The sequence below is a fragment of the Bradyrhizobium sp. McL0616 genome, from assembly GCF_049993385.1.
GTDB lineage: Bacteria > Pseudomonadota > Alphaproteobacteria > Rhizobiales > Xanthobacteraceae > Bradyrhizobium.
Window position 1 is genome coordinate 5,124,919 of sequence record NZ_CP188255.1, and the last position, 24,383, is coordinate 5,149,301.

Annotated in this window: 24 protein-coding genes; 13 read left to right on the forward strand and 11 right to left on the reverse strand. The window is 64.1% G+C overall.

Annotated features, from left to right (window positions below; translation table 11 throughout):
* Positions 1 to 3: 3 nt before the first annotated feature.
* Entirely contained in the window at positions 4 to 903 is a 900-nt protein-coding gene (locus ACPPVR_RS25060; protein WP_426609246.1) for a LysR family transcriptional regulator, read from the forward strand.
* A 349-nt stretch (positions 904 to 1,252) separates the two neighbouring features.
* A complete protein-coding gene (rnd, locus tag ACPPVR_RS25065; RefSeq protein WP_426609247.1) occupies positions 1,253 to 2,422 on the forward strand; it encodes a ribonuclease D in 1,170 nt (389 codons plus the stop codon).
* 165 nt (positions 2,423 to 2,587) lie between these two features.
* Here rnd and ACPPVR_RS25070 read toward each other — a convergent pair whose 3' ends face one another.
* Positions 2,588 to 3,970, reverse strand: coding sequence for an aspartate aminotransferase family protein (locus ACPPVR_RS25070; RefSeq protein ID WP_426609248.1), 1,383 nt, complete (start codon positions 3,968 to 3,970; stop codon positions 2,588 to 2,590).
* 195 nt (positions 3,971 to 4,165) lie between these two features.
* Positions 4,166 to 5,497, reverse strand: coding sequence for an MFS transporter (locus ACPPVR_RS25075; protein WP_426609249.1), 1,332 nt, complete (start codon positions 5,495 to 5,497; stop codon positions 4,166 to 4,168).
* A gap of 190 nt (positions 5,498 to 5,687) precedes the next feature.
* Here ACPPVR_RS25075 and ACPPVR_RS25080 point away from each other — a divergent pair, with 190 nt between their 5' ends.
* Positions 5,688 to 6,407 (forward strand): IclR family transcriptional regulator, encoded by a 720-nt coding sequence (locus ACPPVR_RS25080; RefSeq protein ID WP_426609250.1) that lies wholly within the window; start codon positions 5,688 to 5,690, stop codon positions 6,405 to 6,407.
* 122 nt (positions 6,408 to 6,529) lie between these two features.
* Entirely contained in the window at positions 6,530 to 8,098 is a 1,569-nt protein-coding gene (locus ACPPVR_RS25085; protein WP_426609251.1) for an FAD-dependent monooxygenase, read from the forward strand.
* Positions 8,099 to 8,119: 21 nt separating this feature from the next.
* On the opposite strand, the gene ACPPVR_RS25090 is transcribed toward ACPPVR_RS25085, so the two are convergent.
* The 4 genes from ACPPVR_RS25090 to ACPPVR_RS25105 are packed head-to-tail and all read right to left on the reverse strand — an operon-like array spanning position 8,120 to position 10,139.
* Positions 8,120 to 8,290: a hypothetical protein gene (locus ACPPVR_RS25090; protein ID WP_426609252.1), complete on the reverse strand. Its 171-nt coding sequence runs from the start codon at positions 8,288 to 8,290 to the stop codon at positions 8,120 to 8,122.
* A 35-nt stretch (positions 8,291 to 8,325) separates the two neighbouring features.
* On the reverse strand, positions 8,326 to 8,889 hold the full coding sequence (locus ACPPVR_RS25095; protein ID WP_426609253.1) for an isochorismatase family protein: 564 nt from the start codon (positions 8,887 to 8,889) through the stop codon (positions 8,326 to 8,328).
* A 25-nt stretch (positions 8,890 to 8,914) separates the two neighbouring features.
* Positions 8,915 to 9,535: a GNAT family N-acetyltransferase gene (locus ACPPVR_RS25100; RefSeq protein ID WP_426609254.1), complete on the reverse strand. Its 621-nt coding sequence runs from the start codon at positions 9,533 to 9,535 to the stop codon at positions 8,915 to 8,917.
* On the reverse strand, positions 9,522 to 10,139 hold the full coding sequence (locus ACPPVR_RS25105; protein ID WP_426609255.1) for a hypothetical protein: 618 nt from the start codon (positions 10,137 to 10,139) through the stop codon (positions 9,522 to 9,524). The genes ACPPVR_RS25100 and ACPPVR_RS25105 overlap by 14 nt, the downstream gene beginning before the upstream one ends.
* A 71-nt stretch (positions 10,140 to 10,210) precedes the next feature.
* Between ACPPVR_RS25105 and ACPPVR_RS25110 the strand changes: the two genes are divergently transcribed.
* The gene (locus ACPPVR_RS25110) at positions 10,211 to 11,251 is read left to right on the forward strand and encodes a LysR family transcriptional regulator (protein ID WP_426609256.1); all 1,041 of its coding nucleotides are present in this window, start codon (positions 10,211 to 10,213) and stop codon (positions 11,249 to 11,251) included.
* A gap of 18 nt (positions 11,252 to 11,269) precedes the next feature.
* On the opposite strand, the gene ACPPVR_RS25115 is transcribed toward ACPPVR_RS25110, so the two are convergent.
* Positions 11,270 to 12,421, reverse strand: a complete 1,152-nt coding sequence (locus ACPPVR_RS25115; RefSeq protein ID WP_426609257.1) for an autotransporter outer membrane beta-barrel domain-containing protein — start codon at positions 12,419 to 12,421, stop codon at positions 11,270 to 11,272.
* Between the two features lie 377 nt (positions 12,422 to 12,798).
* On the opposite strand from ACPPVR_RS25115, the gene ACPPVR_RS25120 reads away from it, so the two are divergent.
* Positions 12,799 to 13,005, forward strand: coding sequence for a cold-shock protein (locus ACPPVR_RS25120; protein ID WP_007591938.1), 207 nt, complete (start codon positions 12,799 to 12,801; stop codon positions 13,003 to 13,005).
* Positions 13,006 to 13,096: 91 nt separating this feature from the next.
* Here the strand turns inward: ACPPVR_RS25120 and purN are convergent, their stop codons facing one another.
* A complete protein-coding gene (gene purN, locus ACPPVR_RS25125; protein WP_426609258.1) occupies positions 13,097 to 13,750 on the reverse strand; it encodes a phosphoribosylglycinamide formyltransferase in 654 nt (217 codons plus the stop codon).
* A complete protein-coding gene (gene purM / locus ACPPVR_RS25130; protein ID WP_426609259.1) occupies positions 13,750 to 14,823 on the reverse strand; it encodes a phosphoribosylformylglycinamidine cyclo-ligase in 1,074 nt (357 codons plus the stop codon). Before purM ends, purN begins: the two co-directional genes overlap by 1 nt.
* 154 nt (positions 14,824 to 14,977) lie before the next feature.
* Here purM and ACPPVR_RS25135 point away from each other — a divergent pair, with 154 nt between their 5' ends.
* The 4 genes from ACPPVR_RS25135 to ppx all read left to right on the forward strand — a co-directional run bounded on the left by ACPPVR_RS25135 (position 14,978) and on the right by ppx (position 20,146).
* Positions 14,978 to 15,520: a CDP-alcohol phosphatidyltransferase family protein gene (locus ACPPVR_RS25135; protein ID WP_426609260.1), complete on the forward strand. Its 543-nt coding sequence runs from the start codon at positions 14,978 to 14,980 to the stop codon at positions 15,518 to 15,520.
* A 93-nt stretch (positions 15,521 to 15,613) separates the two neighbouring features.
* Positions 15,614 to 16,291 carry a chromosomal replication initiator DnaA gene (locus ACPPVR_RS25140; protein ID WP_426609261.1) on the forward strand — a complete coding sequence of 226 codons (678 nt, stop codon included), beginning with the start codon at positions 15,614 to 15,616 and terminating at the stop codon, positions 16,289 to 16,291.
* Between the two features lie 144 nt (positions 16,292 to 16,435).
* Positions 16,436 to 18,628 carry an RNA degradosome polyphosphate kinase gene (locus tag ACPPVR_RS25145; protein WP_426616178.1) on the forward strand — a complete coding sequence of 731 codons (2,193 nt, stop codon included), beginning with the start codon at positions 16,436 to 16,438 and terminating at the stop codon, positions 18,626 to 18,628.
* A gap of 15 nt (positions 18,629 to 18,643) precedes the next feature.
* A complete protein-coding gene (gene ppx / locus ACPPVR_RS25150) occupies positions 18,644 to 20,146 on the forward strand; it encodes an exopolyphosphatase (protein WP_426609262.1) in 1,503 nt (500 codons plus the stop codon).
* A 3-nt stretch (positions 20,147 to 20,149) separates the two neighbouring features.
* On the opposite strand, the gene ACPPVR_RS25155 is transcribed toward ppx, so the two are convergent.
* Complete coding sequence (locus tag ACPPVR_RS25155) at positions 20,150 to 21,010, reverse strand: TerC family protein (RefSeq protein WP_426609263.1); 861 nt, start codon at positions 21,008 to 21,010, stop codon at positions 20,150 to 20,152.
* 44 nt (positions 21,011 to 21,054) lie between these two features.
* Complete coding sequence (gene ndk / locus ACPPVR_RS25160; RefSeq protein WP_045000301.1) at positions 21,055 to 21,477, reverse strand: nucleoside-diphosphate kinase; 423 nt, start codon at positions 21,475 to 21,477, stop codon at positions 21,055 to 21,057.
* A gap of 310 nt (positions 21,478 to 21,787) precedes the next feature.
* Between ndk and ACPPVR_RS25165 the strand changes: the two genes are divergently transcribed.
* The 3 genes from ACPPVR_RS25165 to ACPPVR_RS25175 all read left to right on the forward strand — a co-directional run bounded on the left by ACPPVR_RS25165 (position 21,788) and on the right by ACPPVR_RS25175 (position 24,380).
* Positions 21,788 to 22,042 (forward strand): sulfur globule protein precursor, encoded by a 255-nt coding sequence (locus tag ACPPVR_RS25165; protein WP_426609264.1) that lies wholly within the window; start codon positions 21,788 to 21,790, stop codon positions 22,040 to 22,042.
* A gap of 242 nt (positions 22,043 to 22,284) precedes the next feature.
* The gene (locus ACPPVR_RS25170; protein ID WP_426609265.1) at positions 22,285 to 22,467 is read left to right on the forward strand and encodes a hypothetical protein; all 183 of its coding nucleotides are present in this window, start codon (positions 22,285 to 22,287) and stop codon (positions 22,465 to 22,467) included.
* Positions 22,468 to 22,517: 50 nt separating this feature from the next.
* On the forward strand, positions 22,518 to 24,380 hold the full coding sequence (locus ACPPVR_RS25175) for an ABC-F family ATP-binding cassette domain-containing protein (RefSeq protein WP_426609266.1): 1,863 nt from the start codon (positions 22,518 to 22,520) through the stop codon (positions 24,378 to 24,380).
* The last annotated feature ends 3 nt before the right edge of the window (positions 24,381 to 24,383 follow it).

The window sequence follows — 24,383 nt, forward strand, 5'->3', positions numbered from 1 at the left end:
ATTATGGACCGCCTGACCAGCATGGCCGTGTTCGTCAAGGCCGTCGATGTTGGCTCGTTCGCGGCCGCCGCCGATGTGCTCGAGATGTCCGGGCCGATGGTCGGCAAGCACGTCCGCTTCCTCGAAGAACGTCTCGGCGTTCGCCTTCTCAACCGGACTACGCGGCGCCAGAGCCTCACGGAGGCTGGCCAAGCCTATTACGAACGTTGCCGCGCGGTGATCAGCGAAGCCGAGGCTGCCGATGCCGTCGCCTCCGACCAGCTCTCCGAACCGCGCGGCCGGTTGCGCGTGACCATGCCTGCCCTGCTGGGACGGCATTGCATCGCCCCTCTGCTGATGAAGCTCGCGCGCAAATATCCCCTCCTGGAGCTCGATCTCTCCTTCGGCGACCCGATCGCGAACATTGTCGAGGCCGGCTACGATCTCGCGATCCGGACCGGCGATCTCGGGGACCAGTCCGGCCTGATGGCGCGGCGGATTGCCCGCCAGCGCATGGTGGTGTGCGGCTCGCGCTCCTATCTGCGCGCCAACGGCAAGCCGAAATCGCTCGACGATCTCGCCAAGCACCAGGCGGTCATCTATCGCCGCTCCGGGCGCGTCCGGCCGTGGCTATTCCCACGCGACGGCGAGCCCCCGAGCGAAATCATGCCGACGGGCAGGCTCAGGTTCGACGATCTCGATGCGATCGCGGATGCGGCAACACAAGGCATGGGCCTCGGCTGGCTGCCCTCCTGGCTGGTCCGCGAACGCCTGCATAACGGCGCGCTCATCGCGCTGTTCGAAGGCCAGCCCGAATTCCTCTACGACTGCCACGCGCTGTGGCCGCGTTCGCCCCAGATGCCGCCCAAGGTTCGGGCCGCCGTGGACACGCTGGCGGCCGCCTTGCCGAAGCTGATGACGTGAGGGGCGCCCCGTTAACCCGCCGTCCACCATCCGGCCCGGCCCGCCGCCGGTAACCACGAGAATTAACAGACCCTCAATTCACCCCAGACAAGTCTAGCGATGTCTTTGGGGGGATTCTGCCGTGGATTTGTTGGTTATCGAGTTCCTGGGGCTGGCGTTGGTCGCCATGTGCGTGGTCGTGGTGGCATCGCCCTGCGCGCGAAAACCCTCGCAGCGGATCCGTCACGAATAGGAATTTCGTCGGAAAACAGCGATTCCGGCCCAAATGCAATGCTCGAATTCGCTACGAGCCCCTTGACATCACAGCGCTTTCGGCAGAACGGCTGATACCAAGTGTCATGGGCCGTTCATGGATTTGATTACCACCACCGCTGACCTCGCGGCTGCCTGCAGCCGGCTGGCCAAGCACCCCGTCATTACCGTCGATACCGAGTTCCTGCGCGAGACCACCTATTACCCGCTGTTGTGCGTGGTGCAGATGGCCAGCGCCGAGGAAGCGATCGTCATCGACACCCTGGCCGAGGGCATCGACCTCAAGCCGTTCTTCGAGCTGATGGCCAGTGAGGCCGTGCTGAAGGTGTTCCACGCCGCTCGCCAGGACATCGAAATCATCTGGCACCAGGCCAACATCATCCCGCATCCGGTGTTCGACACCCAGGTCGCGGCCATGGTGCTCGGCTATGGCGACAGCATCGCCTACGACCAGCTGGTCGAGAAGGTCACCGGCCACCGCCCGGACAAGACCCATCGCTTCACCGACTGGTCGCGCCGGCCGCTGACCAAAGAGCAGATGCACTACGCCGTGTCCGACGTCACGCATCTGCGCGACGTGTTCGCAGCACTCGATGCCGACCTCAAGAAGCGCCGCCGCAGCGAATGGGTCTCCATCGAGATGGAAGTCCTGACCTCGCCCAAGACCTACGACTTCCACCCCGAGCGCGCCTGGGAGCGCTTGAAGACGCGGGTGCGCAAGCCGAAGGACCTTGCGGTGCTGATGGAGGTCGCGGCCTGGCGCGAGCAGGAAGCCCAGAGCCGCGACGTCCCGCGCGGCCGCGTGCTGCGCGACGAAGCCATCAGCGACATCGCCACCCACGCGCCGAACACGATCGAAAAACTGGCGCATCTGCGCTCGGTCCCGAAGGGCTTTGAGAAGTCCAAATGGGGCGCGGATATCGTCGCCGCCGTCGAGCGCGGGCTGGCGCGGGATCACGCCACGCTGCCGAAGCTGGAGAAGCCGCGCAACAATTCCAACGGCGCGGCCACCGTCGAGCTGTTGAAGGTGCTGCTGCGGATGACCGCGGAGCGCCATGCTGTCGCTAGCAAGGTGATCGCCACCGTCGACGATCTCGAAGAGATCGCCGCCGACGACGAGGCCGACGTGCCGGCGCTGCGCGGCTGGCGCCGCGAGCTGTTCGGCGACGCCGCGCTGAAGCTCAAGCGCGGCGAGCTGGCGCTGGCGATCGAAAAGGGCCGCGTGATCGGGGTCGAGCGGGTCGAGGCGGTTAAACCGTCATCCTGAGGGGTGACGGCGATAGCCTTGGGCACGCAATTCTCAATCTCGTCATTGCGAGCGAAGCGAAGCAATCCAGACCGTCTCCGCGGACATCGTCTGGATTGCTTCGTCGCCAGCGCAAAATTGCTTCGCAATTTTGTCGCGGGCTCCTCGCAATGACGAGGACAGAGGCTACGCCGGCGTCAGCTTCGCCACTTCCGCCTTCATGTCATCCAGCACGCCTGTGATCGCGGCGATCAGTTCGTCGATCTGGCCCTTGGTGACGATCAGCGGCGGGCAGATGGCGATGGCATCCAACATGTTGCGTGAGATCACGCCGCGCTCCTGGAGCATGCGGCTGGCCATGCCGCCGACGGCACCCGGAGTTGCCGCTGCCGTCTTGCGTCCCTTGTCGAGCACGAGCTCGAGCGCCGCAATCATGCCAACGCCGCGGACCTCGCCGACCAGCGGATGACTGGTGAGCTCGCGCAGCTTGTCCTGCATATAGCCCCCGAGTTCGGCGGCATGCGCGACCAGGCCGCGCTCCTCGATAATCTTGAGATTCTCCAGCGCGATCGCCGAGCCGACGGGATGGCCGCCGGCGGTAAAGCCGTGGCCGAGCACGCCGATCTTGTTGCTCTCGTCCGCGATCGGCTCGAACATGCGGTCGTTCAGGATGATCGCCGACAGCGGAAAATAGCTCGACGTGATCTGCTTGGAGACGACGATCGCGTCGGGCTTGATGCCGTATGTCTCGCAGCCGAACATCTTGCCGGTACGGCCGAAGCCGCAGATCACTTCGTCGGCGACCAGCAGGATGTCGTATTTGTTCAAGACCTTCTGGATCTTGTCCCAATAGGTCGCCGGCGGCACGATGACGCCGCCCGCCCCCATCACCGGCTCGCCGAAGAAGGCCGCGATCGTGTCCGGGCCCTCCTTCTGGATCAGCGCGTCGAGCTCCTCGGCCCGGCGCGTCGCGAAGGCTTCCTCGCTCTCGCCGGGCGCGCCGTCCTTGTAGAAATGCGGCGAGCCCGTGTGCAGGATGTTCGGCAGCGGCAGGTCGAACGAGCGGTGATTGTTGGGCAGGCCGGTGAGGCTTGCGGACGCAATGGTGACGCCGTGATAGGCGCGCATCCGGCTGATCACCTTCTTGCGCTGCGGCTGGCCGAGCGCGTTGGAGCGGTAGGCGATCAACTTGAGGACGGTGTCGTTGGCCTCCGAACCGGAATTGGTGAAGAACACCTTGCTCATCGGCACCGGCGCGAGCGCAACGAGCTTCTCGGCCAGATCGATCGAGGGCCCGTGCGATTTGGCGGAGAACGTGTGATAGAACGGCAGCGCCAGCATTTGCTTATGCGCCGCTTCGACCAGCCGCTTTTCGTTGAAGCCGAGCCCGACGCTCCACAAGCCTGCCATCGCCTCGAAATAACGCTTGCCCGACGCATCGAACACGTAAGGCCCCTCGCCGCGCTCGATCACCAGGGGACCAGCCTGCTGATGGGTGCGCGCATTGGTGTAGGGATGGAGCTGGTAGGCCACATCCCGGGCCTCTTGCGAATTGGGCAGCATCGACATTTGCGGGATTCCCTTAACGGTGCGTCATTGGCCGTCACGACGCAGACTTGTCCAAACGACGAGCTTGTCCAAAGAAAACGTCGACATCTTGGCTATTGCGGCAGGCCGCAACTTGCAACGTCATTTCGCTGGCAACATGCGCACACGAGCGTTGCAGGAAAGCAGCGCTGGCGTCACGGCGGCCGGTGTCCTCGGCTAGCGGCGACGTGCCAGCACGAAGGCTGCTGCTGCCGCTATCAGTGCCGGGACTGCGGCCGCGCCAAACAGCGGCTGCGGCCCCATGTCGCGCGCCAACATCAGGCCCCCGATCAGGGGCCCCAGGATCGAGCCGATGCGGCCGATGCCCAGCGCCCATCCCACGCCGGTCGATCTGATCGCCGTCGGGTAAAACGTTGCCGCCAACGCGTTCGAGGCGATCTGTCCTCCCACAATGCAGAATCCCGATGCAAAGATCGCGATCGTGACCAGAACGATCGAATGGCTGGCCATACCAATGGTTGCAACCGCAACCGCGGCCACGAGATAGGTAAGCGACAGCGCACGAAACGAGAAGCGGTCGATAAAATGGCCGAGCGTGAACGTGCCGACCACTCCGCCGACCTGGAGCATCGCACCGATCGCGGCTGCGTTCGAAACCGAGACTCCGAGATCATTCAGCACGGTTGGAAGCCAATTCGACAGCAGATAGAGGTCGAGCAGGCTCATGAAAAACACGACCCAGAGCAGAAGCGTCACCGATCCGCGCCCTTCCGCAAACAGATGCGCAACAGACAGCCCCGTCAATTTGGGCTCGTGCACGACGAATTTCGCGTTGCCGGCGAAGAATATGCCGGGCGCAATCTTTTTCAGGAGGTCCGCCACCTCGCGGTCGCGACCGCCGATCATCGCCAGGAACCGGATCGATTCCGGCAAGGCCTTGAAGAGGAAAGGCAGAAGCAGCAACGGCAGGAGACCCCCGACCAGAAACACCGAGCGCCAGCCGAACGCGGGAATGAGAGCAGCAGCCAGCAGGCCGCCCAGGGCGGCACCGATCGAAAAACCTGCGAACATCATCATCACGAGGGTGGCACGACGGCGATGCGGGCTGAATTCGGAGGTGAGCGCAACAGCATTGGGCATTGCACCGCCGAGACCCAGACCGGTTAGAACGCGCAACGCGATCAGCCATGTCGTGTCCGTTGCAAACACGGTGAGCAGCGTCCCGATGCCGAACACCAAGGTACTCGCGAGGATGATGCTGCGGCGGCCGATCCTGTCGGCCATCGGACCGAAGATCAGCGCACCGACCATGAGGCCGAGAAGTCCCGCGCTGAACACCGGACCAAGGCTCCCGCGTGGCAGCTTCCATTCCTGCGCGACTGCGGGCGCAACATAGCCAATGGCCTGGGTGTCGAAGCCGTCGATAAACAGCACCGCACCGCAGATAAGCAGGACCCGGATCTGGAAGTCACCGACCGGCTGGCGATCGACATAGGCGGGAACATCGACCGTACCCGACACAACCTCATCCGTTGCTGTGACAGCCATGCCCGCCCCTTCTCCCGCAGCCTATGCACTATTTTTCTTCTTAAAATCTCTTATAGTGAGATTATATTGAAGGCAAGTCGCAGGGTCTGTCGCCATTTGCGGCCGGCCCGAATGCGGTAACACGGCGAACACGCAAAGCTGGATCGAATCCCACTTGGTCAAAGCAAACAGTCAGGATCGGGTCCTTGCCATGCTCGATCTCTTCACCGAGGCACGGCCGCAATGGTCGCCCGACGAGCTCATGAAAGAGCTCGGCTACACCAGGCCGACGCTTTATCGTTATCTGAAGAGCTTGAAGGACAGCGGGTTCGTCATGCCGACGCGCGGCGGCCGGCTCGCGCTTGGCCCTCGCGTGGTCGAGATGGATTATCTCAGCCGGCGTTCCGATCCACTGATCGCGGCCGCCACGCCGTATCTGGAACGTCTTTCAGCCACACATCCCTGCACGGCCCTGGTTGTACGCTGGTATGGCGAAAAGATGCTGTGTGTGGCTTCGATCGCATCCGCAGAGAATCCTGTGAGCAGCTATCCGCGCGGCAGACCGATGGCCATGGGTCGCGGCGCGATTGCGCGCTCGATCATGGCCTTTCTGCCCAAGCAGCACGTGATGCCGCTCGTGACACGCTATGCCGCCGACCTGCGCAGTGTGGGCGCCGGCAGCACGACTGACGAAATTCTGGCCGCGTTGAAGCGCGTGCGCCGGGCCGGCGTCGCCATAGCCTTCGGCGAAGTGACGCCAGGCGCGGTCGGGATCGCTGCCCCGATCCTCGATGCGAGCTACCCGATCGCAAGCCTCTGCATCACGATCGCCGGACAACATACCAAAGGCGAGTTGATCGATCGCATCAGTGCTGAGGTCCGCGAAGCCGCCCAGCAGATCTCTACGAGGGCCGCCGATGACCTTTGGTAATCTCATATTATGAGATTTTACTTGACGTGGTGCTGGGGCCGTCTCATGAGGACCAACGATCGCGCCGCGTGCGAGGATAATCGTGGGGAAACGATGTGAGGCAGCCTTCAGCGGATAACGACGTGCCCGTCGCGATCGTCGGCGGCGGACCGGTTGGGATGGGTCTCGCGATCGGGCTTGGACTGCGCGGGATCAAGACCATCGTGGTCGAGCGCCACGAACAGCCGCAGCCAATCCCCAAGGGACAGAACCTGACCCAGCGGACGATGGAGCATTTCCATTTCTGGGGCGCCGAAGCGGCGTTGCGCGCGGCTCGTACGATTCCTCCCGACTACGGCATCGGCGGAATGACCAGCTACGGCACGTTGCTCAGCGGTTACAATTACAACTGGCTACAGCGTGAGCTCGTCCGGCCGTTCTATTTCACCGACAACGAGCGCCTGCCGCAATACGCGACCGAAGCCGTATTGCGGCAACGGGCGGCACAGCTTTCCTCCATTGACTTGCGATATGGCTGGACCTGCCGGGACGTCCGCCCCGAAGCCGACGGCGTCGGCCTCGACATCGAACATGGCGATGGGACGAAACAGAGTCTGCGCGCCGATTACGTCATCGGCTGCGACGGCAGCCGATCGATCGTGCGCGACCGAGCAGGCATACCCCAGACCCGTTCCGATCACGATCGGCTGATGGTGCTGCTCGTGTTTCGCTCGATCGAATTGCATCGACTGCTCGAGGCATTTCCCGGCAAATCCTTCTACAGCGTGTTGCATCCGGACCTCGAAGGCTACTGGAAGTTCTTCGGCCGGGTCGATCTCGGCAGCACCTGGTTCTTCCACGCCCCCGTCCCCGCGGATACCACGGCTGACAATTTCGATTTCAGACGCTTGCTGCACGAGGCCGCCGGCGCAGAATTCGACATCGAATTTGAGCACATCGGATTCTGGGATCTTCGCTTCACGCTCGCCGACAGCTATCGCGCAGGCCGCGTCTTCATCGCCGGAGATGCCGGTCATAGCCATCCGCCCTATGGCGGCTACGGAATCAATACCGGTTTCGAGGACGCTGTGAATCTGGCGTGGAAACTTGCGGCGACCCTGCAAGGCTGGGCGCCCGCCGGTCTGCTCGACAGTTACGATGCGGAGCGGCGTCCGGTGTTTGCGTCCACCGCGCGCGACTTCATCGAGACGCCGATCTTCCGCGACCGTGATTTTCTGCGTCGGCATGACCCGGCGCGAGATCGGGCGGATTTCGAGGCCGCCTGGCACGAACGCCATTCCGGCGCACGCGCCGAAGTCAACGCCTTCGAGCCGAACTACGAGGGATCACCGATCGTCTTTGGCCCGGCCGGGGCCGTCTGCAGCGCGATAGGCTCGCATACCTATCCGGCGCGCGCAGGTCATCACCTCACACCGCAACCTCTCTCGTCAGGCAAGAACGTGTTCGAGGAATTGGGCGACGGCTTCACCCTGATTGACCTGGCGGACGGCACGGCGGCTCCAGCTTTCGAGCGAGCTGCGGAACGACTGAGTATTCCGTTGAAGGTGATCAGGGATACCCGCTCTGGCGGCCGGGAGAGATATGCGGCTCGGCGGATCCTGGTCCGCCCCGATCAATTCGTCGCCTACGCGGGCGACGACGACGACACCGACGTGTCTCAGATCCTGCAGCGCGCGGTCGGTGGCTCGTAACGAGACCAAGCCGCCACTGGGTCAGGCCGCGCCATCGTCATCCTCACCGCCGGTAGCGTCAGCGGCCTCCCTCACCTCGACCAGCGCCATCGAGAGCAGATAAATGGTCGTGGGCAAGCCGATGCGGCGCGCCGTCTCGACAGCACGCGACAGGTCGCTCGCCAGCTCCCTGAGCTTGTCCTCCCGAGACAATGTCCCACCCCATCCATCCGCCGATCGCGTCCTTCTCAGACCGCGACAGCGCCGCTGGTTCTGATCAGCTCGGCGCTGGACTGGATTGTAGCAAAGTTGGCGATGACATTCACCACCGACTGCTTGTAGGCGGCCGCGTCGCCAGTGCCCGGCTGCCGGCAGGCCACAGCATCGCTGACCACCTGGTAGCGGTGGCTGCGGTGAAATCCCTCGACGACGGTCGCCAGAATGGTCTCGTCGAGGGAAAAGCCCGTCAGCACGCAACGCAGATTGCGGACGCTGGACATGTAGTCCGCGAACCGCGACGAGCTGTAGACCGACGGCAACGGATGCTCGAACGTCATCTCATCCGGCCGCGGCCTGGCCTCTGCGATCCAATCCGTCAGCCTGGATGACGGATTGAACCACGCCGCCTGCGCGATGCGCTTCAAATGCATCACCGGCCAGCGGTTGTTGCGCCACAGCGCCAGAAGCGCGAGGCAGCGCGCGGTGGCGGCGTCGCCGTCGAGGATGACGTGGCGACGCCCCTGGGTCAGATACTCGACCTGGAGATCCGCGCAGACCAGGACCAGCGGATCGTCGTGGGCGGAAACCGGCATTGTCTTGCGGAGAGCTGCACCAATTTCAGTGGTCGGCGAGCGCGAGGTCCCGCAGCGGCGAGGTCACCGCCCGGCCTGCCGAGGCATCGAGCACTCCCGGACGGTCCCAGTCGCCCTCGGGGCGGATGATCACGTAGGGATCGCTGTCCAGTGTGATGGCGTCCGGCCCCGGCTCGATCTCCAGCAACATCTCCGTGTAGGAGAAGTCGGAGAAGGTGACCTTGCGGTTGTGGCCAAGCGGCTTGGCGCCGAAATGGGCCCAGAAATCGACCAGCCGGTCCTGGGCCTGGCCGTAGATCTTCCGAAACCCCTTGCGCTTCACATAGTCGACGCTGGCTTGCACCAGCTTGAACGAGATGCGCGAGCGCCGATATTGGTGACGCACCGCGAGCCTCTCGACCTTGGCGAAATCGCCGAAGAAACGCACGCGCAGGCAGCCCGCGGGTTCGTTGCCGATGTAGCCGATGAAATGGGCAGCCACCATGTCGTTGCCGTCGAACTCCTCATCAAACGGACAATCCTGTTCCGCAAGATACACCGCGGAGCGAATGGCGGTGATCAGCATGAGATCATTGGGATCACGCGCGAGGCGAACGGTGATGGCGCGAGAGTCGGGCTTGGCGAGGGGAATCCTAGTGCCGTGCATCTGCAAAACTCCTTGCTTGGACAATCGCGCCTGGCATGCGCATCGGCTGCCGGCGCCAGGGCCGCTCGTAACACCAGAGGTCGGGCTGGAAGCTTGAAATGGGCTCGAATCCGGTCGCCCGCATGATCTCGCGGCCGGCCACGGTTGACGGTTGCGCATAGCAATCGGCGCCGCGAAATCTTATCTGCCGCAGATGAGCCGCAGCCCTGCCGAGACCAGCGATACCGCGGCCCGTCGCCGCGATCGCCCAGATGTAGATGGCAGCAACGTCGTCGGTCGCGGAAGCAAGATAGCGCGTTTCGGGCGCGGTCAGACAGATATCGTCGAGCAGCAGAGCATCATGGCCGCGATCGTTGAGAAACAGGAAGGCCATGCCGCCCAACAGATGGCCTTTCCGGGTGAAGGTCAGGATGCTCGCGGGATCGAAGGCGAAATACTTCGCAAGTTCCATCGCCCCAATCTGCACACCCGGCACCAGCCGATGCGCCATCTCCGAAAGCGCGGCGATTTCGGAAAATTGCGCGCAACAGACATCAACGTCGGGGCTCAGCGGCAAGGCATCGAAATCGTGCCTTGCGGCAAACGAGCCCCTTTCCATACTCATGTCGTCCCTCTATCGTTCGGGGGTTTTGTACGCCGCTATGGCCAGAAGCTTAGCGGCTGGAGATCAGGAGTATGCAGCAAGTATTGCACCGGGGCGCTGCAATGATGCAGCACCATGAAGAAGCGCTAAATGCATCCTGGGACGATTTGAAGCTGTTTTTAGCGTGCGCAAAATATAAAAGTTTCCGCAACGCTGCCGAAGAACTCGGCCTCACTTCAACGACGTTGATGCGTCGCGTCGACCGGCTCGAAGAGAGTATCGGCTGCAAGTTGTTTCTGCGTGATCAGAGCGGGCTCACGCTCAGCGACGAAGGCACCGCGATGATTGCCGACGTCGCGCATATGGAACGTCACGCCTTCAACGTCTTCCGGCGTGCCTCACGCACGTCGAGCGATACGTCGGGCACCGTACGTGTCGCAGTGACGGAAGGCCCGGGAAATTTCTGGATCCTGCCGCGACTGATCGACTTCCAGAAGACCTATCGCAAGATCACCGTCGATCTGCGCTGCGCAATGGAGCAGGCCGACGTCGCGCGGCTGGAGTCGGACATTGCAATCCAGCTGGAGCCGCCGACCAATCCCGATCTCATTGTCGCCAAGCTCGGCCGGCTGCACATCTATCCCTTCGTCTCCAGGGACTATGAGAACCTCTACGGCGTGCCCGCGACGCTCGCAGAGCTCAAGAACCACCGCATCATCAAGCAGAGCGCGCCGCAGGTCGACGACAGCGCCTATGCCCGCGTGCTCGGATTGAAGTCGCTGGAAGGTATCGTCGGGATCAAGACCAACTCCTCGGTCGGCGTTCTCTACGCGGTCGAGCGCGGTGCCGGCATCGGCTTCCTGCCGACGGTGTCGATTGCGCTCGGTGCGCCACTCATCGCCGTCGATCTCGGCGTCAGCCACCACGCCGATCTCTGGCTCACCTATCACAAGGAATTCCGCACCTCCGAACGCCACAAGATCGTGGTCGATTGGCTGAAGAAGATCTTCGATCCCAAGACTTACCCGTGCTTCCGCGACGAATTCATCCATCCGAACGCGCTGGTGCCGATGATGACGGCCGCGCGCGATGGCTTTGGGCTCACGGGTTATGTCGCGACGACGCCGACATAGGCGCGAATGAACGGCGCCTTACCATCTGTATTCAAAGCCGACGGTGCCCTGGTGCGACGTGAGTTCGTTGCGGAACTTGCCGTCGTAATTGACGTAGAGCCGCGCTGTGTTGGTCAGGCTGAACGAGGCGGAGGCACCGGCATCCATGCCGTAACGGCTTTCACCGATGCCGGGGACGACGATGTTCTGGGTCCCGAGGCTGACCTGGACCGAGCCCAGATTCTGATAAAAATTGTCGACGAACTTGCCATAGGCCGACAGGTCCAGGATCTTCTGGTCGAAGATGAAGTAGCGCCCGATCTCGGCGCCGAGCATGACGCGCGCACGTGAGATCGCGGTCGAGCCGACGTTGAGCGGATCAAGCCCCCCGGCTTCCTGGAACGCGGCGCCGGTGGCGCGCACATATTCGAGCGCACCCTTGGGCACGACCCGCATCTGATCCTTGGTCCAGTAATAGTTGATCTCGGTCAGCGCGCCGTCGACCGCAGCGCGATAACCCGCGGTCGCCAGGCCAAAGCCGGTGTCCCGGCTCGAATGAACTTTTCCGAAGCCGTGCACCACCGCGAAGGCCCAGGTCCACGGCCCCTTGTCGACGGAGCCGTTGAAGCCGACCTGAGTGAGGTCGAGCGTTGCCGACTGGAGCGCGAGCGGCACGTCGACATCGGTGTGGCTCTGATCGACGGAGAAACCGAGATTGACGCCCGGCGCAATGCGCGCGCCGAAGCCGGCGACGCCGCCAAACGTCTTGCGCTTATCGCCGACGAAATCGCCCTGCGCATCGGTCCGGACCGAGACGCCGTAGCCCTCGAACCAGGTGCGGTAGCGCGGATCCTCCGTGCTCGCCGCCGCACCGCCGCCGCCAGGATTGTTGCGGAACGCCCGGTTGAAACCGTCAGAGGCCTGGTTGCCGAGCCGCTCCAGGAATCCCGAACCGAGATTGAGCGTGCTGTTGCCGACGGACTGGTCGTAATTGGTCGATGTCGGGACCGGGGTCGGTGACGCCGTCGGCGTCGGGGTCGGCGTGGGCGTCGGACTTTGCGCGAAGCCGGGCGTCGCCGCCGACATCACCACGACGAACGCAAAGGCCATGGCGATTGCCGTCACAATCCGGCGGACGCGGTCCAGCCCGATCGTCTGCCGTGTCCCGGAGGGCTGCGATGGGCAGCTCATAACGACAAATCCTGAAGCGAATGACTGCGCGCAAAAATGCAACACGAACGGCGCGCACATGCGGCGATTTGTGCCGAACTGCCACGGAGGGTCAACCGGTTGGCGCGCTATTGCCGAGGCGATTGCCCCTGATTGTGGTTCCCCGGCCACAGGTCGCAAATTGCAGAAGGGCGTACCCGGACCGGTCTTGAAATTCGCGCGCGGCTTGCTAACGCGCGATTTTCGTGTTGCAATATCGGACACAATCGGAATTGGCGCTCGGCTGTGCGTTTCGCGACATTGAGACTCAAGACACGAACAGACTACCGGAAGCCCGTTTGTGGCGTGGCACGCGAAAAGCGGCCGCGTCTTTTTTGTATCTAGCGGAGGAGACTACGATGCCACAAAAGGGCACCGTCAAATGGTTCAACCCGACCAAGGGCTATGGGTTCATCAAGCCGAACGGCAGCGACAAGGACGTGTTCGTCCACATCTCCGCCGTCGAGCGTGCCGGACTCTCCACCCTCAACGAAAACCAGGTGGTTGAATACGACCTCGTGGAGAACCGCGGCAAAGCATCCGCGGAAAACCTCAAGGTCTCCTGATTTCTCTCGAGCCTGACAAGCGAGAGATCATGACGTTGCCCCCGGCTCTGCCGGGGGATTTTATTTGTGATGAAGAGTGCAGGCACGCGCTTCAGCGCGCCACGGGCGCAATCAGAAAATTCTCTGACGCCGCGCTGCCCGCCGTCTTGCACACATCGCCCTCGATCCGGACCTTGCCGGTCGCAAGCAGCCGCAGCGCTTCGGGATAGATGCGATGCTCGACTTCGAGGATGCGCTCCGACAGCGTGGCCGCCGTGTCGTGATCGCCGACGGGGACCGCGCCCTGCATCACAATCGGGCCGGCGTCGGTCTCGGGGATCACGAAGTGCACTGTCGCGCCAGACAGCTTGACGCCGGCGCGCAGAGCCTGGCCGTGCGGATCGAGGCCGGGGAAAGACGGCAGCAGCGAGGGGTGGATGTTGAGCATCCGCCCGTACCAGGCCTTGGTGAACTCGGCCGTAAACAGGCGCATGAAGCCGCCGAGGCAAATCAGCTCGATGCCGTGCTGGTCGAGGCTGGCTTGCAGCACCGCCTCGAAGCCGGCGCGGTCCTTGCCGAACGGCTTGCTCTCAATCACCTGCGTAGTCACGCCGCTTGCCCTGGCCCGCTCCAGGCCGAGCGCATCGGCCTTGTTCGCGATCACGAGCGAAATCTCCGCCGGGAAATCCGGCACGGCCGCAGCCTTGATCAGCGCGGTCATGTTGGAGCCGCGGCCGGAAATCAGGATGGCGACGCGGCGCTTCATCACAGCGCCAGATCGAGGTGGCCGTTATAAACGACGCGATGCTCGCCCTCGGCCGGGATCACAGTGCCGAGCTGCGCTACGGTTTCGCCGGCGTCGGCGAAGACCTTGATCACCTCATCGACCTTGTCCGGCTCGACGATCGCGATCATGCCGATACCACAGTTGAAGGTGCGCAGCATTTCGAGTTCGGCGATGCCGGCCTGGACTGCCAGCCATTTGAACACCGGCAGCACCGGCAGGCGTGCGAGATCGATGCCGACACCGAGATGGTTCGGCAGCACCCGCGGAATGTTGTCGGTGAAACCGCCGCCGGTGATGTGGGCAAGCCCCTTCACCGCGCCGGTCTCGCGGATCGCGCGCAGGCAGGATTTGACGTAGAGCTTGGTCGGCGTCAGCAGCGCGCCGCCGAGCGTCATGATCGGCGCAAACGGCGCCTGCGCCTCGAAGCCGAGGCCGGACTGCTCGACGATTTTGCGCACCAGCGAGAAGCCGTTGGAATGCACGCCCGACGACGCCAGCCCAATCACGGCGTCGCCCGCGGCGATGTCCTTGCGCGGCAGCAGCGTGCCGCGTTCGGCGGCACCGACAGCAAAGCCGCCAAGGTCGTAATCGCCGTCCTTGTAGAGGCCGGGCATCTCGGCGGTCTCGCCGCCGATCAGGGCGCAGCCGGATTCGCGGCAGCCTTCGGCGATGCCGGCGACGATCGAGGCGGTCGCCTCCGGATCGAGCTTGCCGCAAGCAAAATAGTCCAGGAAGAACAGCGGCTCGGCGCCCTGGACCACGAGGTCGTTGACACTCATGGCGACGAGGTCGATGCCAATCCCGCCGTGCTGGCCGGTCTCGATCGCGATCTTGACCTTGGTGCCGACGCCGTCGGTGGCGGCAACCAGGATGGGATCCTTGAAGCCGGCCGCCTTGAGGTCGAACAGGCCGCCAAAGCCGCCGATCTCGGCATCGGCGCCGGGGCGTGCGGTGGCGCGCACCATCGGCTTGATCAGGTCGACCAGGCGGTTGCCCGCATCGATATCGACGCCTGAATCGGCGTAAGTGAGGCCGTTTTTGCGGTCGGTCATGCCCGATTTCCAGTGGGTTTGCGGCTGGTTACGTCGAATTCCGGGGACGCGCAATGGCTCGCATGGCGCCCCGCCCTATACTATGTAGATATCAACCGGTTCAGCCTCCAAACGGGCCGGATTCGAGGTCAGGCCGGGTGCCGGGAAGCGCTGCGTGAGTATTCCGAATATCATTACTTTGGGCCGCATCATGCTGGTCCCGATCATCGTCTGGGCCATCGTGTCGAGCCAAATGGAGGTGGCATTCGCCGTCTTCCTGATCGCTGGCATCAGCGATGCCGTAGACGGCTTCCTGGCCAAGCGATTCAACATGACGAGCGAGCTCGGCGCCCTGCTCGACCCGCTCGCCGACAAGGCACTGCTGGTCTCGATCTATCTGGCGCTCGGCATCTGGGGCGATATCCCGCGCTGGATCGTGATCCTGGTGGTCTCCCGCGACATCATGATCGTTACTGCGGTGATCGTGTCGTGGCTGTTCGACAAGCCGGTCGAGATGAAGCCGTCAAAGGTCTCGAAGCTCAACACTGCGGCCCAGGTGGCGTATGCAGCGCTGGTGTTGGCAGCGCTGGCCTTCGGCTTCAAGCCGGCGCCCTATGATATCATCCTGATGGGCCTCGTCACGGTGTTCACGCTGTCCTCGGTGTCGCTCTATCTTGTCGAGTGGCTGCGGCACATGAGCACGATCGAGGTCAAATGAGCCGGGTTGCGGCCCCGCAAAAGGCCAAGTCCCGCTCGATTAAGTCGAATCCCTTCAAACGAAGCCGGTGCGCCGGCACGGAGCAAAGCAAGCGTGGCAGGCCGCGTTCCCCCCCGACAATTGGCATTTTCGCTTCCGCATGCGGAGAGCCTCAGCCGGGACAATTTCCTCGAGGGCCCCGCCAACGCCGCCGGCCTCGCTTTGATCGACAGCTGGCCGGAATGGCCGAACCGGATCATGTGGCTCGCCGGGCCCGAAGGAAGCGGCAAAAGCCACCTCGCCGCGATCTGGGCCGAAGATTCCGGGGCGCGCTCCACCACCGCCAATGCGCTGACCGCCACCGCCGTCCCCGGAGCGCTCGCGACCGGCGCCCTGGTGGTTGAGGATCTCAAGGCGAAAGACTTTGACGAGCGCGCGCTCTTCCACCTCATGAACCTCGCACGCGAGGACGGCGCCTACGTGCTCTTCACCGGACGCGAGGTGCCGGCGGCGCTGGACGTCGAGTTGCGGGACCTGCGGTCGCGGCTGCGCGCAGTTCCATCAGTCTCGCTGCTGCCGCCGGACGACCAGCTCTTCCGCGGCCTGATCATCAAATTCTGCGCCGACCGCCAGCTCACCGTGGACGAGAGCGTGGTGAGCTATCTCGCGACCCGGCTGGAACGGTCCTCGGCCGCCGCCCGGCGGGCCGTGGAACTGCTCGACAGCGAGGCCCTGCGGCTCGGTCGTCCCGTCACCCGGGCGCTCGCCGCCGAGCTGCTCCGGGACGCCTGAGCGCCGGACAACCATTAGGCCACGCTTGACGCGGCCGGGCGGCGGAACATCAATGTCATCGAAACGTCATCGCACTAACACATGCTCTCGCCGGTTTTGCGCGTAAGTCGCAAAGTGAGGCGATCAAGGATGGACCGGCTTCTGATGGACTCCGCGCAAGCTGTTGATACTAAAGACAAAGTACCTGAAGCCGAGGGCCTTCCGGCGATCGCTTCGAGCCCCGAACGATTTATCAATCGAGAGCTCTCCTGGCTGCACTTCAACCGGCGCGTCCTGGAGGAATCGGTCAATCCCAGCCACCCGGTGCTGGAGCGGGTGCGATTCCTGTCGATTTCGGCGAATAACCTCGACGAGTTCTTCATGGTCCGCGTTGCCGGCATCAAGGCCCAGATACGCGAGGGCATTGCCGAGCGCAGCCCCGACGGCCTGACGCCATCCGAGCAGCTCGCCCTGATCAACCGCACCGTCTCCCACCTTGCCTCCGACCAGCAGGCGATCTGGGCCGACCTGCGCGGCACCCTCGCCGATGTCGGCATCGTGCTGGTCGACGGCAAGGACGTCACCAAGGCGCAGCGGGCGTGGATCGAGGATTACTTCCTCGCCAACGTCTTTCCGCTGTTGACGCCGCTCGCGATCGATCCGGCCCATCCCTTCCCGTTCATTCCGAGCCTCGGCTTCACCATCGCGCTCCAGCTCACGCGCGCCGTCGACGGCAAGCAGATGAACGCGCTGATCCGCATGCCCGGCAAGATCGACCGCTTCATCCGCCTGCCGGCCGACGGCAAGGTGGTGCGCCTGATTTCGCTGGAGCAGGCGACCGCCCTGTTCATCAACCGGCTGTTCCCCGGCTACAGTCTCCACGGCCAGGGCGCTTTTCGCGTTATCCGCGACTCCGAACTCGAAATCGAGGAAGAGGCCGAGGATCTCGTCCGCCTGTTCGAGACCGCGCTGAAGCGGCGCCGCCGCGGCTCGGTGATCCGGCTCGAGATCGACGCCAAAATGCCGGAGCAGCTGCGCAACTTCGTGCAGCATGCGCTCTCGACCGCCGACGACGAGGTGTTTCTGGTCGACGGCGTGCTCGCCATGAACGAGCTCTCGCAGCTGACCCGGCTCGACCGGCCCGATCTCGAATTCACACCTTACGTACCGCGCCATCCCGAGCGCGTGCGCGAGCATGGCGGCGACATCTTTGCCGCGATCCGGCAGAAGGACCTGGTGGTCCATCACCCCTACGAATCCTTCGACGTGGTGGTGCAGTTCCTCCAGCAGGCCACGCGCGATCCCGACGTCGTTGCGATCAAGCAGACGCTCTATCGCACCTCCAATAACTCGCCGATCGTGCGTGCGCTTGCGGAGGCCGCTGAAGCCGGCAAATCCGTCACCGCGCTGATCGAGCTGAAGGCACGCTTCGACGAAGAGGCCAACATCCGCTGGGCGCGCGACCTCGAACGCGCCGGCGTGCAGGTCGTCTACGGCTTTCTCGAGCTGAAGACCCACGCAAAGCTCTCGATGGTGGTGCGCCGCGAGGGCGGCAGCCTCACCACCTATGTCCACACCGGCACCGGCAACTATCACCCGGTCACCGCGCGCATTTACACCGACCTCTCCTACTTCACCTCGGAACCGACCATCGGTCGCGATGCGGCGCGCGTCTTCAACTTCATCACCGGCTATGCGGCGCCGAGCGATCTGGAAAAGATGGCGGTGTCGCCGCTGACCTTGCGCAAGCGCATCATCGAGCACATCCAGGGCGAGACCGAGCACGCACGTCACGGCAAGCCGGGCGCGGTCTGGATGAAGATGAATGCGCTGGTCGATCCTGATATCATCGACGCGCTCTACGAGGCCTCGCAGGCCGGCGTCCAGGTCGAGCTCGTGGTACGCGGCATCTGTTGCCTCAGGCCCGGCATCCCCGGCCTGTCGGAGAACATCCGCGTCAAGTCGATCATCGGACGCTTCCTGGAACACGGCCGAATCTACTGCTTCGGCATGGGCCAGGGCCTGCCCAGCGCGAAAGCGGCTGTGTATATCTCGTCGGCCGATATGATGCCGCGCAACCTCGACCGCCGCGTCGAGGTGCTGTGTCCGCTGCAAAATCCCACGGTGCATCAGCAGGTTCTCGAACAGATCATGGTCGCGAACCTGAAGGACAATGAGCAGAGCTGGCAATTGTTGCCGGACGGGTCCTCAACGCGTATGAAGACCGCGAAAGGCGAGGAGCCTTTCAACGTCCACAACTACTTCATGACAAATCCGAGTCTGTCTGGCCGTGGAAAGTCGCTCAAGGAATCCTCGCCGCGTCGTCTCACGCGCCGAAACGAACGCCATCAGTCCTGACCGGAGATTTTTGCCGTGAAACGGCCGCGCAAGCGTGGCGCTAGCGTCGCGGTCATCGACATCGGCTCCAACTCCGTTCGTCTCGTCGTCTACGAGGGACTTACGCGGAGCCTGATTCCGATCTTCAACGAGAAGACGCTGTGCGGCCTCGGACGCGAGGTGCAGAGCACGGGCCTGCTCGCGCCCGATGCCGTCGACAAGGCACTGACCTCGCTCAAGCGCTTTCGCGCGTTGTGCCGGGTGATGCAGGTCGGCCGCGTGTTCGCGATCGCGACCGCTGCGTGCCGCGACGCCTCCAACGGTCCCGACTTCATTGCGAAGGCCGAGCGCATCTGCGCCGTGAAGATCGAGATCCTGTCGGGCCCGCGCGAGGCGCGGCTGTCGGCGCTCGGTGTCATCTCCGGCATCCATCATCCCGACGGCATCGTCGGCGATCTCGGCGGCGGCTCGCTCGAACTGATCGACGTGCGCAGGAACAGCGCGCGCAGCGGTGTGACGCTGCCGCTCGGCGGCTTGGCGCTCCAGGACCTCGCCCACAAATCGCTCAAGCGCGCCGACCGCATCGTCCGCGAGGCGCTCGACGAGGTCCCGCAGCTCAAGGCGGGCAGCGGCCGCAGCTTTTATGCGGTCGGCGGCACCTGGCGCGCGCTCGCGCGCATCCACATCATCCAGAGCGGCTATCCGCTCCAGGTGATGCACGGCTACTCGATCTCCGCGGCCGAAGCGCTCGACTTCTCGCGTCGTCTGCGTCGTCTTGCGGCTGTCGACATGCTCGCCGACATCGAGATCGTCGCGGATGCGAGGCGCCCTCTCCTCACTTATGCAGCGCTGGTGCTCGAGCACATCATCCGCGTGGCGAAGCCCAAGACGATCGTGTTCTCGACCTTCGGCGTGCGCGAGGGCCTGCTGCACGAGAAGCTGTCGGAGACCGAGCGCAACAAGGACGGGCTGATTTGCGCGGCAGAGGAACTCAATCAGCTGCTGTCGCGCTCGGCCCGCCACGCCCGCGAGCTGATCGCATGGACCGACCGCCTCGCCCGCGTGGTGAAGCTGCGCGAGTCCGCGGAGGACCGCCGCTTACGCCACGCCGCCTGCCTGCTCTCCGACATCGGCTGGCGCGTGCATCCCGACCATCGCGGCGAGCAGACGCTGAGCCTCGTCGTCAACGGCAATTTCGGCGCGATCACCCACATCGAGCGTGCCTTCGTCGGACTGTCGGTGTTTTATCGCTATGCGGGCCTGAGCGAGGAAAACCAACCGCCGCTCACGATGCAGGAGTTGTTGACGCCGGCGCAGCTCGAACGCGCCCGCCTGCTGGGCGCGGCGTTCCGGGTCGCGCATCTGATCTCGGCGGCACGCCCGGGCGTGCTGCCCGCCACGCATTTCCGCAGCCAGGGTCGTAAGTTGATGCTGGTGTTCGAGCACCGCCTCGGCGATCTCGTCGCCGACCGCGTCGGCAGCCGCTTCAAGCAGCTCGCCCGCTTGATCGGCCGCGCCGGCTCGATCGTGCGGCGCTAGATCTTATTTCGCCGAAACTTTCGCGTGCTGCTCGGAGGCCTCAAGCGCGGCGTGGCTCAGCCTGCGCCGGCGCCAGATCCAGCCGACCACCAGCACCACGACGACGCCAAGCGCTGCGCAGAGATATTCACCGCCTCCGCCGCCATGGGCGAATTGCGGCGGGATGTGCAGGCTGGCGAGCATCTTGTCCAGCGACGCGCCGAACGGCCCCTCGAACAGCGTGTGCAGCTTCGGCGCGATGCCGGGATCCGTCGCGATCACATCGCCCGCGATCCAGCCGAGCAGAGCGGCACCGGCCCACACCAGCACCGGCAATTTCGATAGCAGCGCCATGATCAGCGCCGCACCGGCGACGATCAGGGGCACGCTGATGGCAAGGCCGAGGACCAACAATGGCACGCTGCCATTGGCGGCGGCCGCGACCGCGATGACGTTGTCGAGGCTCATCACGATGTCGGCGACAACGACGATCTGCACCGCCTGCCAGAGATGCGAGGCCGACTCGACGCCGTCCTCGTCCTCGTTTTCCGGAACGAGCAGCTTTGCCGCAATCACAATCAGCGCGAGGCCGCCGACCAGCTTGAGGTACGGCAACTCCATCAGGCTCGCGACGATGCCAGTGAAGATGATCCGCAGCAGCACCGCGGCGCCGGCGCCGAGCACCATGCCCCACAACCTATGCCGCGGCTTGAGGCCGCGGCAGGCCAGCGCAATCACCAGCGCGTTGTCGCCGGAGAGCAGGATGTTGATCCAGATGATCTTGCCGACCGCAATCCAGAACGTCGGTTCGGCCATCTCGTTGCGGAACTGGGTGAAGAATGCCCCGATCGTGGCGGGATCGAAGATCTGCCAGAGCCAGTTCACAATGCGTCCTTTCGCCCCGAAAACTTAATCTGTCGGCTGATGGATCAGCCGACGATCTCGTTGCCCGAGAAGAACTGCGCGATCTCGATCGCGGCGGTCTCCGTCGCGTCCGAGCCATGCGCGGAGTTCTCGCCGATCGACTTGGCGTAGAGCTTGCGGATGGTGCCGTCGGCCGCCTTTGACGGATCGGTCGCACCCATGGCGTCGCGGTACTTGGCGACCGCGCCCTCGCCTTCCAGCACCTGGACGACGACCGGGCCCGAGGTCATGAATTCGACGAGCTCGCCGAAGAACGGCCGTGCCTTGTGGACGGCATAGAAGGTCTCGGCCTGTTCCTTGGTCATGCGGATGCGCTTCTGCGCGACGATGCGCAGGCCCGCCTTCTCGATCACGGCGTTAACGGCGCCGGTCAGGTTACGCGCGGTCGCGTCGGGCTTGATGATCGAGAAAGTGCGTTCGATGGCCATGATCTTGTCCTTGAAGGAGAAAGCGGTGGTTCGGGTTGCGGGGCTTATATCGGCGCCTTCGCAATACGGCAAGCGACCGCCGGGACAGCCCACGGGCGCTTCGCCGCAGTGCCAGGGGCCCGAATTCCAAGATGGATTACAACGATTTCACCCAGATGAACCCAATCTGAAGGTCCCGTGAGGGTTTGGTTCAGCCTCGCGGCGCTAACGTCAGGTCCATCGAAACCAGAGCCTCCTCCCGAGGCAGATCGTTTCGGCGGCCTTTCCATCGACGCGATAGCCCCGCGCCGGCAGTTTTGAGGAGATCACCATGTTGAGGAAACTTTCGCTTGCCGCGGTTGCCGCGGTCGCGCTCGGTGCCGCGCTGGCGCCGACCTCCGCCTCCGCTCACTGGCATGGCGGCTGGGGCTGGCACGGCGGCGGTGGCGGCTGGCACGGTGGCTACGGCTGGGGCGGACCGCGCTTCTATGCCCCCGTCTCCTACGGTTATGGCGGCTGTTACGTGCGGCGGCTGGTCCCGACCCCCTGGGGACCCCGCTGGCGGCTGATCAACCGCTGCTACTGAGCGCGCAAGCACCTTCCTGAAGCACCTTCCCAAACAAAGTACCTTCCAGAGGTGCCGGTCCCCCACGGTACCTTCCAAGCGAGGCCCCGGCGTTCCCCCCGCCGGGGCCTCGTATTTGGGCAGATGCGGCGAATTCATACAATTTTTACGAGAATGCCAGGCATGCCCGATGTTTGGCGAAACCATTGTGGGGGCCAGTGACTTGGTACCGTGTCATCACCTTGCAAACACGGAACCTCACAATGACTGGCCTTTTCGCCAATGACAGCGAGCAGATGGACCGGCGCACCAGCCGCTCAATTTGCGAGGCCGTGGGCGAGCGGCTTCAGCAGAGTATTCGTCCCGACCCCCGGCTCCCGACGCATCTCGAACAGCTCCTCGACGAGCTGAAGAAGCGCGACCGCGAGGGCGGCCCGCACAACTGATCGGCGCAAAAACGGGTTGCGTTCGCGGCCCCTTGCGGTGACAAGGCCGCATGCTTTCCATCAACGACCTCTCCATCCGCCTCGCCGGACGCCTTCTGATCGACCAAAGCGCCGTGCAGATCACGCCGGGCTCGCGCGTCGGCATGGTCGGACGCAACGGCACCGGCAAGTCGACGCTGTTCAAGGTGATCCGCGGTGAGCTTGCGGCCGAGCACGGCACGGTGACCCTGCCGCCGCGCTGGCGTGTCGGCAGCCTCGCGCAGGAAGCCCCGAATGGCCCGGAAAGCCTGATCTTCGTCGTGCTCAAGGCCGACCTCGAACGCGACGCCCTGCTCTCCGAGGCCGAAAGCGCTACCGATCCGCACCGGATCGCGGAGATCCAGACCCGGCTCGTCGACATCGACGCGCATTCGGCCCCGAGCCGCGCAGCCGCGATCCTCTCTGGCCTCGGCTTCTCCGCTGCCGACCAACAGCGCCCCTGCGCCGAATTCTCCGGCGGCTGGCGCATGCGCGTCGCGCTGGCCGCGACGCTGTTCGCGGCGCCCGACCTGTTGCTGCTCGATGAGCCCACCAACTATCTCGACCTCGAAGGCACGCTGTGGCTGGAGGATCACCTCGCCCATTATCCGCGCACGGTGATCGTGATCAGCCACGACCGCGACCTGCTCGAAAGCTCCGTCGATCAAATCCTGCATCTGGAGCGCGGCAAGCTCACGCTCTACAAGGGCACCTACTCCTCCTTCGAGGAGCAGCGCGCCGCGCGCGAATTGCTCGATGCCAAAGCGGTCAAGCGCCAGGAGGCCGAGCGCGCGCGGCTGCAAGCCTTCGTCGACCGTTTCAAGGCCAAGGCGTCCAAGGCGCGCCAGGCGCAGTCTCGCGTGAAAATGCTGGAGCGGCTGAAGCCGATCACGGCGCTGGTCACCAACGATGTGCGCGAGATCAGCTTTCCGGCGCCGGAGAAGCTGCTGTCGCCGCCGATCATCGCCGTCGACAATGCCTCGGTCGGCTACGATCCGGCAGCGCCGGTGCTGGGCCGCGTCACCTTGCGCATCGACAATGACGACCGCATCGCGCTGCTCGGCGCCAACGGCAACGGCAAGTCGACGCTGGTCAAGCTGCTCGCTGGCCGGCTTGCGCCCTTCTCGGGCAAGGTGACGCGCGCCGACAAATTGTCGATCGCCTATTTCGCCCAGCATCAGCTCGACGAACTGAACGAGGACGCCTCCGCCTATGATCACGTCCGCAAGCTGATGGGCGATGCTCCCGAGGCCAAGGTGCGCGGTCGCGCCGGCGCCATCGGTTTTTCCGGCAAGGCGGCCGACACCAGGGTTGGAAAATTGTCGGGCGGCGAGAAGGCTCGCCTTCTACTGGGCCTCGCGACCTTCTTCGGCCCCAACATGATCATCCTGGACGAACCGACCAACCATCTGGACATCGACAGCCGCGCTGCGTTGGCCGAGGCGATCAACGAGTTTCCCGGCGCGATCATCATGGTCTCGCACGACCGCTATCTGATCGAGGCCTGCGCGGACCAGCTCTGGATCGTCGCCGATCGCACTGTGACCAATTACGACGGCGACCTCGACGAATACCGCCGCCTGGTGCTGTCCTCGCGCAACGGCGAACCCGCCCCGCGCGAGCGCAGTGCCACGAGCGAGAAGCCGCAACGCGCGCGATCGGACAATCGCGGCCCGCTGAAGAAGCGCATCGCGGAAGCCGAATTCGAGATCGCCCGCGTCGGCGAGATCATCGCCAAGATCGACGCCGCACTTTCCCTGCCCGACATTTTTACGCGCGATCCGAAGCAAGCCGCGCAATTGTCGAAAGCACGCGCCAATGCAGCGGACGCGCTCGCGCGCGCGGAGGAGCAGCGGCTCGAGGCGAGTGCGCAGTTTGACGAGGCGGCGGGTTAGGTC